This is a genomic window from Ruminiclostridium cellobioparum DSM 1351 = ATCC 15832 (assembly GCF_000621505.1).
Classification (GTDB): Bacteria; Bacillota; Clostridia; order Acetivibrionales; family DSM-1351; genus Ruminiclostridium; species Ruminiclostridium cellobioparum.
The window spans coordinates 1-13,254 of the sequence record NZ_KK211296.1; the positions used below are offsets into that span (position 1 = coordinate 1).

Here is a 13,254-nt window from a genome sequence, read left to right on the forward strand (position 1 = left end):
GCAATACTTTGAAAGCGCACATGGCCAATTAACCTCCTTTATTCGCCACATTGCGATAAAGGATATAGGTTTTCATTACATTTTGTGGCCGCTATGCGGCTCATGGAGGTTAATATGGGAAAAGCTTTAATTATTGGTGCGGGCGGCGTTGCAAGTGTTGTAATCCATAAATGCTGCCAGAACCCCGATGTATTCGAAGAAATATGCATAGCCAGCAGAACAGTTGAAAAGTGCGATGCCATAAAAGCCAAACTGGATGGAGGAAAAACCAAAATCCAGACTGCCCGGGTTGACGCAGACAACACCGAAATGGTTATTGAACTTATAAATAAATTTAAGCCCGACATAGTTATAAACGTAGCGCTTCCGTATCAGGACCTCACTATTATGGATGCGTGTCTTGCCACAGGAGTGCACTATCTGGACACTGCAAACTATGAGCCGCCTGAAATACCAAAGTTTGAATATAAATGGCAGTGGGCCTACAGGGAAAGATTTGAAAAGGCAGGTATCACAGCTCTGCTGGGCAGCGGCTTTGACCCCGGCGTAACAAGTGTTTTTTGCGCTTACGCCCAGAAACACTATTTTGACGAAATACATTATATTGATATAGTTGACGCCAATGCAGGCGATCACGGCTACCACTTTGCTACAAACTTCAACCCTGAAATCAATATACGTGAAATAACAGCGCCCGGCAGCTACTGGGAAAACGGAGAATGGGTGGAGACAGAACCTCTGGAGCTCAAAAAAGTGTATGATCTGCCCGAGATAGGACCAAAGGACATATACCTGCTGCACCATGAGGAAATAGAATCCCTTGCCTTGAATATAAAGGGCGTAAAGAGAATCAGGTTCTGGATGACTTTTTCGGAAAAATACCTCACTCACCTGAGAGTGCTTGAAAATGTGGGTATGACTTCAATAGAGCCAATAGAATTCGAGGGTAAGAAAATAATTCCGCTTCAGTTCTTAAAGGCCGTATTGCCCGATCCTGCTTCACTTGGACCCAGAACAAAGGGCAAGACCAACATTGGCTGCATCATACAGGGTATAAAGGACGGAAAACCCAGAACATATTATGTCTACAATGTATGCGTCCATGAGGAATGCTACGCCGAGGTGGGCTCCCAGGCCATATCCTATACAACAGGGGTTCCTGCCATGATAGGTGCCATGATGATATTGAAGGGAATCTGGAAGAAACCGGGAGTATACAATGTGGAAGAGTTTGATCCCGATCCGTTTATGGACGCCCTGAACAAATACGGGCTTCCCTGGAAAGAGGATTTTTCTCCCAGGCTTCTTGATTGATTCCTGATTAATTCCTATTGCTTCTGATTGATACGAAACTGAAAATACGCCGCTGTTCACATGCTTGATGCAGGTATGCAGGTGGACAGCGGCGTATAATATATATCCTCATATGGAAAGGCCGTGGTAACTGTTATGGATATTAATATTGATATTGATTTTGGGAAATTGCCCACACCCTGTTATATAGTCGATGAAAGACTTCTTATAAAAAATCTTGAAATACTGGATTCAGTCCAAAAAAGGACGGGCTGCAAAATTCTGCTGGCCCAGAAGGGCTTTTCCATGCATGCGGTTTATCCCCTGATTGGAAAGTACCTTAAAGGTGTTACCTCCAGCTCGCTTTTTGAAGCCAGGCTGGGGTATGAAAAAATGGGGAAGGAAGTCCATGTATATGCTCCCGCATATATCGAAGAGGAGTTTGATGAACTGCTGAAATACACAGATCACATAGTATTCAACTCCTTTGCCCAGTGGGAGAGGTTTAGGTCCAGGGTCAAGAGTTACCCCGGCAAAAGGATAGAGTGCGGGATACGCATAAATCCTGAATATTCCGAGCAGGAGCATGCGATATATGATCCCTGCTCCAGGCATTCAAGGCTGGGAGTCACACTGAAAAATTTCAGGCCCGAGCAGCTGGACGGCATAGACGGGCTGCATTTCCATACCATGTGCGAGCAGAATTCAGACACCCTGGAACGTACCGCCGGAGCAGTGGAAGAGAAGTTCGGAGAGTTTATAAAACACATGAAGTGGCTGAATTTTGGGGGAGGACACCATATTACAAGACAGGACTATGATATCGAGACACTTGTCAGAACCATAAGCCGCTTCCAGGATAAATACGGCGTACAGGTATATCTTGAACCCGGTGAAGCCGTGGCTTTAAACACAGGCTACCTGGTGGCAGAGGTACTGGATATAGTAGAGAATGAAATGAATATAGCAATACTCGATACCTCGGCGGCCTGCCATATGCCCGATGTGCTGGAGATGCCCTACAGACCCAACATAATAGCTGCCGGAAAGCCCGGGGAAAATAAGTATACTTACAGGTTGGGAGGCCCCACCTGTCTGGCGGGAGACATAATAGGGGACTATTCTTTCAGGGAACCACTGAACCCGGGCGACAGGCTGGTTTTCTGTGACATGGCCCATTACACCATGGTAAAGAACAATACCTTCAACGGTGTCAATCTCCCGGCCATAGTGCTTTACAGCCAAAAGGACGGGGTGGAAATAGTAAGGAAATTCCAGTACGGTGATTTTGAGACAAGATTATCGTAAATATTGTTTAGAATTGAATATTGATTTTTGTATAAACCTAACAAAAAAGTTAGGTTTTTTGCTTCTATATGACACAAAATTATATGAAGAGGTAAGTTTTATAAATTAAATTGATCCTCCTTTGATGCTATTATAAATACATAAGGCGTGACTGAACATTGAGCTCATGCCAGTATATTAAAGGAGGTCATGAAAATATGAAAAAAGCTATTAGTAAGGCCCTTGCTGCAGGTATGGCCATCGTTATGACGTTGTCCATAGCAGCTTGCGGTTCATCGACACCGGCAGCTACTTCAACCTCAACCGCGGCAGCCAGCAGTGCTGCTCCGTCATCAACCGCAGCAGAATCATCTGCACCGGCAGGGGAGCCTGTAAAACTCACATTTTGGCATATCCAGACAACAGAACCTTTCCCGGGACTTATGGAAGAGTGGATGAAGAATTTCTCAACAGAAAATCCAAACTATACTGTTGAGGTTACAGCGGTTCAAAATGACGCTTTCAAACAAAAGCTTCTGATTTCAATGAGTTCAAATCAAACTCCGGACATATTCCCTCACTGGTCGGGCGGACCGATGAACCAATATGCCGATGAAGGAAAGATTGCTGACTTAACTACCTACATGAATGAAAATAACTATAAAGACCGCTTCATGACGGCAGCTATAAACCAGGCTACATATAAAGATAAAATTTGGGCAGTACCTGTTGAAAACACATCGGTGGCAATGTTCTTCTATAACAAGGAGCTGTTTGCAAAGTATAATCTGCAGGTTCCAAAGACAATTAAAGAACTTGAAGCTCTTTGTGACACTTTAAAGAAGAATGGTATCATACCTTTCTCTCTGGCCAACAAGACTCAGTGGACAGGTTCCATGTATTACATGTATCTGGCTGACCGTTTCGGCGGACCCGAACCTTTCAATGCTGCGGCACAGCGCACAGGTTCCTTTGAAAATGAAGCATTTACCCAGGCCGGAAACAAGATCCAGGAATGGGTCAAGAAGGATTACTTCAACAAAGGCTTCAACGGTCTTGATGAAGATTCCGGACAGTCACGTACTCTCCTTTATTCAGGAAAAGCTGCCATGACACTTATGGGCTCGTGGTTCCTTTCAACCGTTAAAGGTGAAAACCCGGAATTTTTTGATAAGAATGTAGGTTCTTTCCCATTCCCGGCTGCTGACGACGGAAAAGGTGATCCCAATTCAGTTGTTGGTACTGTAGGAGATAACTTCTATTCAGTTTCCGCAACCTCCAAAGATGTTGCAGGAGCCTTCAAAGCTATAACTTACCTTATAGACGACAAGGCTGTGGCTACACGTGTTGAAAACGGCAGAGTTCCTCCTGTAAAGGGTGTAAAGGTTACCGACCCGCGCCTCCAGGATGTATTAAATGCAGTTGAAAAGGCTCCTTATGTTCAGCTGTGGTATGATCAGTATCTCCCGGCTGAAGTTGCCCAGGTTCACAAGGATACTTCACAAGCCATATTTGGTCTTGCAAAGACTCCGGAACAGGTAAACAAGGAAATGGAAGCAGCGGCTAAAAAATACTTTGGCAAATAATAATCAGTAACTTAAAAGTATCTATAATTGATTGGGTATCACTCATCTGATACCCATCAATTATATTACTGTCAAAATATTTATTCCTAAAAATAACCGGTCTGAAATAAGCTGCTTACTCAGAGGGGAGGAGAAACAATGCAAAGTACCAAATCACTCTTAAGCTACAGAAAACGCAATACGGCAATTGCAGCAACAGTATTCCTTATTCCGGTATTCCTCTTTATCTTGATTTTTATAGTATATCCTATTATCAACTCTTTTTGGCTAAGTCTTCACAACTGGAACGGAATCAGTTCCAATAAGGTTTTTTACGGCTTGGAAAACTGGAAAACACTTGCGACCGACACCGTCTTTTACAAGTCTTTTCTTAATAATATAATAATAGTAATCCTGTCAATAGCCATACAGCTGCCCATAGCCATGGCACTGGCCTTTCTGCTGGATACGGGGGGAAAGAAACTGAATTTCCTCAAGATGGTCTATTTCCTGCCCATGCTCATGTCCTCAGTGGCAGTCGGCTTCCTCTTTAAATATACCTACGACCCCCAGTTCGGGCTCATAAGTGCAGTGTCCACATTATTCGGAGGAGAAGGCATGGTAGATCTGCTGGGAAATCCAAAGGTCGCCATTTATGCCGTTATCACAGTCATATGCTGGCAGTACATTCCATTTTACATGGTATATTTCCTGGCGGCTTTCAGTTCCCTGCCCGAGGAACTCTACGAAGCTTCAATAATCGACGGTGCCACATACGGACAGTACTTCTGGAGAGTTGCACTGCCCTGTATGAAGGGTACTGTAAAGAGCGCTGCGGTTCTCTCACTTGTGGGCTCGTTAAAATATTTTGATCTTATATACGTTATGACCCAGGGAGGACCTAACGGTGCGACAGAGCTCATGGCCACGTATATGTACAAAAACGCCTTCCAGACAATGCAAATGAGCTATGGCTCAACCATTGCCTCAGGTATGTTCCTTGTAATTACATTGATTTCATTGCTGACCCTCAGGGCTTTGAACGGAAGGGAGGAGGCGTAAAGGATGACCAGGAAAAAAAATTCAGCCGGAAAAATAATTGTAGCGTTATTGGCCCTGTTATGGTTGGTTATAGCAGGAGCTCCATTTTACTTCATGGTAATCTCAGCCTTTAAAGAACAGTTTGAAATTCTCACCACAGGTGTATTTTCAATACCCAAGGGTTTTTATATGGACAACTTCGCAGGTGTTATTAAAAGCCAGTTTTACAAATATTTGCTGAACAGCACCTTTGTGGTGATTGTTTCACTGGTACTTATTCTGGTTACGGCACTGTGCGCGGCATATCCATTTTCAAGATTTAAATTTAAGCTTAACAAGCCCCTGTTCGGACTTGTGGTAGCCGCAATGGCCGTGCCCATACACGTGACTCTTATACCTATCTTTCAGCTGACCCAGAAAATACACCTGTATGACACCATTTATGCGCTTATAGGGCCGTATACCGCCTTCAATCTGCCCATATCGGTATTCATTCTGACCAGTTTTATGGCAGAAATACCGAAGGAACTGGAAGAATCTGCTGAAATAGACGGCTGCGGCAAATACAGGACCTTCTTCCATATCATCGCGCCTTTGTCAAAGGCGGGACTGGCCACACTGGCCATTTACAACGCCGTCAACATGTGGAATGAATTCAGCTTCGCACTTGTACTGACCCAGTCGGCAAAGAGCAGGACATTGCCTTTGTCAATATGGGATTTCCAGGGACAATATAATTCCAATGTCCCCATGATAATGGCCGTATTGACCTTTTGCGCACTTCCCATGATAGTTGCCTTTGCCATCGGTCAGGATAAGCTGATCAAAGGCATGATGGCAGGAGCCGTGAAAGGATAGGGGCTGTATACATGTAAAACTTTTTTGCTGTTACCCGGGGATAAATATGGTGTATAATAAAAATGCATATGTTATCCCTGGCGGTTTATAACACACGTAAGCATGCAGAGGAGGTTAGCGTGAAAAGAATACTTCCAATCCTTATTGCACTTATAATAGTTCTTCCGCTGTCGGGCTGTTTTTACGACGGACACATGGGTATGACCACTCAGAGAGCGCAGAAAAAACAGCTGACCCTGTACAGTATTCAGGGGGATTCTGCCGTAAACGAGGTTATTACCGATTCAGTCAACCGGTTTGAGAGCAGCAATAGTGGTTTTGAGGTAGTACATGAACTAATTCCCAATGATCTGTATAAGAACAGACTTTCTGTGTGTGTGGCTACAAATCAGATGCCGGACGTGTTTCCAACCTGGTCGGGAAGCATATTGAAGGAATATGTGAGCATCGGAGGAGTTGTAAACCTGAGCAGTTATATGAGCAAGGAGGATTACAGCTCCAGATTCAACAAAAAAGCACTTGATATGGTTACCTTCGGAGACGGAATATGGGGTGTTCCGGTAGAAAATATGTCGGTTGCAATGATTTTCTATAATAAGAGTATCTATAAGACGCTTAACCTGTCGGAACCCGCCAATTTCACCCAGCTCAAGAAGAATATCGAGGTACTTAAAGAACATGGTTATATACCTTTTGCCCTGGCCAACAGAACGGCCTGGACGGGTTCCATGTTCTATATGTATTTTGTGGACCGCCTGGGAGGACCCGAGGTGTTTGACAATGCTGCTAACAGGAAAAATAACGGTTCCTTTGACAATGAAGTATTTGTAAGAGCCGGTCAAATGGTACAGCAGCTGGTTGACATGAGAGCTTTTCCCCAGGGGTTCAACTGGATGGATGAGGATTCCGGAGATGCGCGCAATCTTCTCTATAATGAAACGGCTGCCATGACCTTGGCCGGAAGCTGGTTTTTGAGCAATGTAAAATTTGAAAATCCCGGATTTTATGAAAAGATAGGAGTTTTTCCTTTCCCCGCAATTGAAGGGGGGAAGGGAAATCCAAACAATTCCATAGGTACCATGGGGGATAATTTTTACTCTGTGGCAGGTTCCTGCAATTACATTGATCAGGCCTTTGAGCTTGTGCAGTATCTCATTGACGATACTGCGGTTCAAAAGCGCATTCACGCAGGCAAAATTCCTCCGGTTAACGATGTCAGCATAGAAGATCCGCTGACAAATGAAGTATTTGATTTTATAAAGAAATCTCCAAATGTTCAATTCTGGTATGACCAATACCTCCCTCCCAAGCTTTCGGAGGCCCATTTAGCCCTTACAAGGCAGATATTCGGGGGTGAGGACCCTAAACGTGCTGCAAAGAGTATGGAAGATATAACACGACAGTACTATAGTCAATAAAGGGTGAGCCTATGAAGAACTGGTTATTACAATTAGCTAAAAAGAAAATGAGGAATATTCCTTTCAGATCAAAACTTACTTATTATCTTGTAATAACAATATGCTTGACCGTATTGATAGTGGTGGGCTTTTCATATACTGTGACCAGCCGTTCCATAAAACAGCAGGCAAAAGATATGACAATGCTTCAACTCCAGCAAAATACCTCAAACCTTGAGGACTACCTTCAAAACATTGAAAGTACTCCCGACAGCATAGTCACCGACAGAAGCTTTCAGGAATATCTTTCGAGACATGATGAAGACAGCATGGACTTTTCGGCCACTGTGGACGATGTTTACCGGTCCATGTCCAATATAATGGGCTCCAAGAGAGATATATTATATATGTTTCTTTATAAGGCCATTGACAATAATATTCTTTATCTGGGACCCACAAAAGCAGGACAGGACTCCGACTACTCCAATGTGGCAGCCTACATGTCAAAAAAGGACATCTCAGGAAGTCCCATAAGGGTCAGTTTCAGGCAGGATCCCATTTTAACGAAGAAATATACCCTTACAATATACCAGCCCATATTTGATATATACAGGATAAAGAGACCCATCGGCATGCTGGGCATATCGGTAACGGAGGATGTGGTGGCCAGGTTTTATTCCCACAGCAAAAGGGATCTCCCCCTTGAAACCTTTATTATGAACGGTCAGGGTACAATTGTTTCCCACACCGACAAGAGTAAGATAAGTTCAAGTGCCGGGCTGGATGAAATCCTGGATAAGCACGACGGTTCGGCCGAGATCGGAGGAAAGCTGGTCGTATATAAATACATAGAAGACTGGGACTGGTATGTGGTGGGTACTCTTCCCATCAGCTACCTCCTTAGAGATAATAATGTAATGCTTCTGGCAATACTGGCCATAGTTATTTTCACCATAATACTGGCATCATTTATCTCATTGATTTTCAGCCGGCATTTGCTGCGGCCCTTTAATGATCTGATATACAGGATGTCAATGGTATCAAAGGGGGATCTGACCACACGCATAAACCTATCGGACCACGGCTATGATTTCGAACAGGTATCAAAAGGTTTCAACCTCATGGTGGAACAGATAAATGTCCTCATGCAGAGAATATATGATGAACAAAGGCAGTTAAAGGAGATCGAGTTTAAAGCACTCCAGGCACAGATAAATCCTCACTTTCTTTATAACACGCTGGAGTCAATACATTGGCAGGCCCTTATGAACGGGCATCATGAAATTTCGACCATGGTAAAAGCCCTGGCAGGCTTCTACCGCATAAGCCTGAGCCGTGGAGAGGCCATTATTCCCCTGATGAATGAGTCCCAGCATGTTGAAAACTATCTGACCATACAGGAAATGCGGTATAAGGACAAGATGGAAAGTTATATAGATATTCCCGAGGAATTTCTGGAGGTAATGATACCTAAAATGACCCTTCAGCCCCTGGTGGAAAACTCGATATATCACGGCCTGAGAGTCAAGCAGTCAAAGGGCTTTATAAAAATAACCGCTGTCCGTGAAGGGGAGGATTTGATCGTAAAAGTCATAGACAATGGTATAGGTATGGTCCCCGACCAGATAAAAAGCCTGAACCGTACACTGGAGGATAACGATTCGGGTGTGGGCTACGGGGTCAGGAATGTCCACAGGAGGATAAAGCTTTTTTACGGAAACCCCTATGGCTTGTTCTATGAGAGCAACGAGTACGGCGGTGTCACCGTAAATGTCAGATTGCATATTAACCGGGAGGAAAACAATATATAATTTGCAGAGGGTTTCTTATGACTTGGGAAAATAGACTTAAAGGAAAAGGTTGGTGAAGTATATTGTACAAAGTGCTGATAGTTGACGATGAGGTAATGATACGGAACGGCCTGTATAATATGATTCCATGGAAAAAGCTTGAGATAGGTGACGTCCGGACTGCTTCCTGTGCCCAGGAGGCTCTTGAACTTGCCCGTGAAACAAAGCCCGATATTGTACTGACCGATATATGCATGCCTGAAATGGACGGCCTGGAAATGACCAGGCTTATGCTTGAATTCCTTCCCGATCTGAAGGTGCTTGTACTTACCGGCTATGATGATTTTAAATATGCTCAGAAGAGCTGCTATCTCGGTGTTAAAGAATTCATACTGAAGCCGGTGGATGAAGTCAGCCTGGCAAACAGCATCAAGCTCCAGGTGGAAAACATAAAAAACGAGCTGCAGTCCTCTTTGAAATGCAATATCCTCAACAGGAAGAGGGTACTGGAAAATCAGAGAGCCTTTGAAAAATCACTCATGCAGCTGACCGAAAAGTCCAATGAGACCGAAGAAATGGATATTGATGATCTGGCTCTGGAGGAGAACTGCCGGTATCAGGTGGGGCTCATATCACCCGTGCTGTCAGGTGACAGTGTGTGGGTGCAGCATAAAAATCTATTGTTGATTTCAATTAAAACCATTCTTATAGATATGATTGATTCCAATAATTCGGGCTGGACCTTTCAAAACAGGGACGGAGATATTGTTGTGATCTTTTACATAAAAAATAATAATGACAGTGCCGAGGACCAGATTTCCAGGCTTCAGGAAATTGTAAATGTGGAATATGACGTGGATCTGGAGACCGGTATCGGTCCCATAGTGGCCAATATTTCCAAAATAAAGACCTCATACAAAAAAGCAAAAGAGAATGTGAAAGCAAACAAAGCAGAATTTGATTTGCAGGAGGATAGCCAGGGTATTGAAGGCTCCAGGCAGAAGGATAAGCTGTCGTACTACAGGAATCAGATGCTGGAGAGCATACCGGATACCGAAGCGGTAAAAAAGTACCTTAAGCTGTATATTGACGAGGTAAAAAACTCAGGAATGAAAAAGGTGAATGCCGAGCAGAAATTCTATGAGCTGGCTTCGGCCTTTTACTGGGAATATCTGAAAACCACAGGCTACCAGGCCGACGGCCGTCTGGAGACTCTGATAACGACACTGCAGAGCAACGACCTTGAAAACTGCTGTGTTTTCATAGAAATGTTTATTGCCAAACTGATGTATACCAACAAAAAACAAATGCATGAGATAGTTGAAGCCGCTACCAAATATATTAAGGACAATCTGACCGAGGACCTTACGGTATTTACCCTGGCAGAGCAGTTCCATGTTGCCCGGAATTATTTTTCCAGGCTGTTCAAAAAGGAAATGGGAGAGGGCTGCAACGAATACATTACCAGGCTCCGCATTGAGAAGGCAAAGCAGCTTTTGGGGGCGTCAAGGCTGAAAACCTACGAGATTGCCGAAAAGGTAGGTTATCACGACACAAATTATTTTTCTCTGGCCTTTAAGAAAAATACCGGATTATCGCCGAAGGAGTTCAGAGAAAAGCTTAACAATCCCGAATAAAATAATTGGTAAACTGTTTTCCAGTCCCATGACAAATTTGCAGGATTTGCATTAAAACTGCGATTATTAAGGAAACTAATACTATAACCATGATCAGGAGGTATTGTAGCTATGGCAGTAAATACCAGAATTTTTCACTGTGACGAATACTTTCGTCTCCCAAGAAAAGAAAAAAAGGAATTTGACAGTATTATTCTAAAAGAACTGGAAGAGAATCCTGTCAGGCATCTGGAGACTGAATGGGGAAGATTTGAAAATCTGCCTCCCATGTCCGAAGAGGAGATTGACAGGCTGGCAGAGGATGTTTTGAGTGAGATGTCCCTGGAGCAGAAGGTTCACCAGATGTCCTGCGATAATTATGCAAGATATGCACTCATCAATCCTCCGAGATATAATTTCATACCCTATTATGCCGGAGAAAACCTGGAACTTGGCATACCGGCAGTCAAATTTACAGACGGACCTACGGGAATAGTGCTGGGCTATCATGCCACCGCCTTCCCTGTCTCCATAGCCCGCGGCTCCTCCTGGGATACCGAACTGGAGGAACGTGTGGGAGATGTCATTGGAATAGAGGGCCGCTCGGGCGGCGCAAACTTCTTTGCCGGGGTTTGTATAAACCTGCTGCGCCACCCTGCCTGGGGACGTGCCCAGGAAACCTACGGAGAAGATACGGTTCTGCTTGGAAAAATGGGTGCGGCTTTGACAAAGGGCGTTCAAAAGCACATGATGGCCTGCATAAAACATTACGCCGCAAACAGTATGGAAAACGCCCGCTTCAAGGTTGACGTGCAAATGGACGAAAGGACCCTGCGGGAAATCTATCTCCCCCACTTTAAAGCCTGTGTGGATGCGGGCGCAGCTGCAATCATGAGTGCCTACAACCGTGTAAGAGGGCAGTGGTGCGGGCACAACAGCTACCTTCTCAATCAGATACTCAACGGTGACTGGGGTTTCAAAGGTCTGGTGATGTCCGACTTCATATGGGGTGTGAGAGACACGGTAGAAGCGGCTAACGGAGGAATGTGCATAGAAATGTATGCCACACAGTATTTCGGAGAAAGGCTTGTGGAAGCGGTCAGGGAGGTCAAGGTGGACGAAAGCAGGATAGATGAGGCAGTCAAGCGCATTCTGAGGCAAAAGATCAGATTTTCCTTTGTGGGTGACAGGGCATTATATTCTGAAGATAAAATGGGCTCAAGGGAACATGCGGCCCTGGCTCTGGAGGTATCTGAAAAGTCCACGGTTCTTCTTAAAAATGACGGCATATTACCCCTCCACAGGGACAGGGTCAAAAAAATTACGGTGGTCGGAAAGCTGGCCGTCCGGCCCAATACCGGTGACCTGAAGGGCAGCAGTGCCGTATTCCCTCCCTATGTGGTCACTCCCCTTCAGGGGCTTGTCAATGAAGCCGGCGGCAGCATTGAGATATGCTATGTTGACGGAAGGACCCCCCACCAGGCTCAGGAACTGTCCAGAAATGCCGATGCAGTGGTGGTGGTTGCAGGCCTTACTTCACTTGACGAGGGTGAATTTATTACAAATGGAGGAGATGTGGGCGGAGACAGAAAAAATCTGGGCCTGCACCCAGAGGATGAAGACCTCATTGAAACGGTTTCCCGGGTCAACCCCAATGTCATAGTGGTAATGCAGGGCGGCAGCACAATAATTGTAGAGCCCTGGAAGAAGTTTGCCAAAGCAATTCTCATGCAGTGGTATCCGGGTATGGAGGGCGGAACTGCACTTGCGAACATTTTGTTCGGAAGCGTGAATCCGTCGGCCAAAATGCCTGTTACGGTTCCTGCGACCCCGCAGCAGCTTCCCTATTATGATATGGATGCCACCGAGATTGTTTATGACTATTACCACGGGTATTTCCTTGCCGATAAAAACAACTATGCAGTCACTTACCCCTTCGGCTTCGGAATGAGCTATACCACCTACAGCTACAGCCACGCCAGGGCTTCGGCCGAAAATGGGAAAATCATTGTAAGCGTTGAGGTTAAAAATACCGGCAAAATGGCAGGGGATGAGGTTGTTCAGCTCTATGTGGGCTATAAGGATTCCAGGGTTGAGCGCCATGTGAAGGACCTGAAGGGCTTTACAAAAGTCAGCCTGGAGCCAGGGCAGGAAAAGACGGTAACCATTGAACTTGACAGCCGGGAACTGGCTTATTACTGCGAAACCTCCAAAGGCTGGGTTGTGGAAGATATAGTTTATATTGCCATGATAGGAGCGTCCTCTGCCGATAAGGACCTTTTAAAGGCCGAATTCACTCTGAAATAGCTGTGGATGGCAAGAGGCAGGTAAATAGGCAAAGTTAAATAATAAAATTTTAATAAAACAGTACGGTAAACAGCCGGTAAAACAGCCCGTGTGAGATGTA

Annotated in this window: 9 protein-coding genes; all 9 read left to right on the plus strand. The window is 44.8% G+C overall.

Annotated elements, in window-relative coordinates; translation table 11 throughout:
• Window positions 1-114 precede the first annotated feature (114 nt).
• The 9 genes from T344_RS0126100 (at window position 115) to T344_RS0126140 (ending at window position 13,154) form a co-directional block, all read left to right on the plus strand.
• Window positions 115-1,314: a saccharopine dehydrogenase family protein gene (locus T344_RS0126100; RefSeq protein ID WP_027631148.1), complete on the plus strand. Its 1,200-nt coding sequence runs from the start codon at window positions 115-117 to the stop codon at window positions 1,312-1,314.
• A 135-nt stretch (window positions 1,315-1,449) separates the two neighbouring features.
• Window positions 1,450-2,601, plus strand: a complete 1,152-nt coding sequence (gene nspC / locus T344_RS0126105; protein ID WP_034863308.1) for a carboxynorspermidine decarboxylase — start codon at window positions 1,450-1,452, stop codon at window positions 2,599-2,601.
• A gap of 197 nt (window positions 2,602-2,798) precedes the next feature.
• Window positions 2,799-4,166, plus strand: a complete 1,368-nt coding sequence (locus tag T344_RS0126110; protein ID WP_027631150.1) for an extracellular solute-binding protein — start codon at window positions 2,799-2,801, stop codon at window positions 4,164-4,166.
• A gap of 138 nt (window positions 4,167-4,304) precedes the next feature.
• Window positions 4,305-5,207 (plus strand): carbohydrate ABC transporter permease, encoded by a 903-nt coding sequence (locus T344_RS0126115; protein ID WP_027631151.1) that lies wholly within the window; start codon window positions 4,305-4,307, stop codon window positions 5,205-5,207.
• Window positions 5,208-5,210: 3 nt separating this feature from the next.
• Window positions 5,211-6,044 carry a carbohydrate ABC transporter permease gene (locus T344_RS0126120; RefSeq protein WP_027631152.1) on the plus strand — a complete coding sequence of 278 codons (834 nt, stop codon included), beginning with the start codon at window positions 5,211-5,213 and terminating at the stop codon, window positions 6,042-6,044.
• Between the two features lie 119 nt (window positions 6,045-6,163).
• Window positions 6,164-7,462: an extracellular solute-binding protein gene (locus tag T344_RS0126125; protein ID WP_027631153.1), complete on the plus strand. Its 1,299-nt coding sequence runs from the start codon at window positions 6,164-6,166 to the stop codon at window positions 7,460-7,462.
• An 11-nt stretch (window positions 7,463-7,473) separates the two neighbouring features.
• On the plus strand, window positions 7,474-9,252 hold the full coding sequence (locus T344_RS0126130; RefSeq protein ID WP_034863277.1) for a sensor histidine kinase: 1,779 nt from the start codon (window positions 7,474-7,476) through the stop codon (window positions 9,250-9,252).
• Window positions 9,253-9,323: 71 nt separating this feature from the next.
• Window positions 9,324-10,868 carry a response regulator gene (locus tag T344_RS0126135; RefSeq protein WP_242842151.1) on the plus strand — a complete coding sequence of 515 codons (1,545 nt, stop codon included), beginning with the start codon at window positions 9,324-9,326 and terminating at the stop codon, window positions 10,866-10,868.
• Window positions 10,869-10,979: 111 nt separating this feature from the next.
• Window positions 10,980-13,154: a beta-glucosidase family protein gene (locus tag T344_RS0126140; protein WP_034863281.1), complete on the plus strand. Its 2,175-nt coding sequence runs from the start codon at window positions 10,980-10,982 to the stop codon at window positions 13,152-13,154.
• Window positions 13,155-13,254 lie beyond the last annotated feature (100 nt).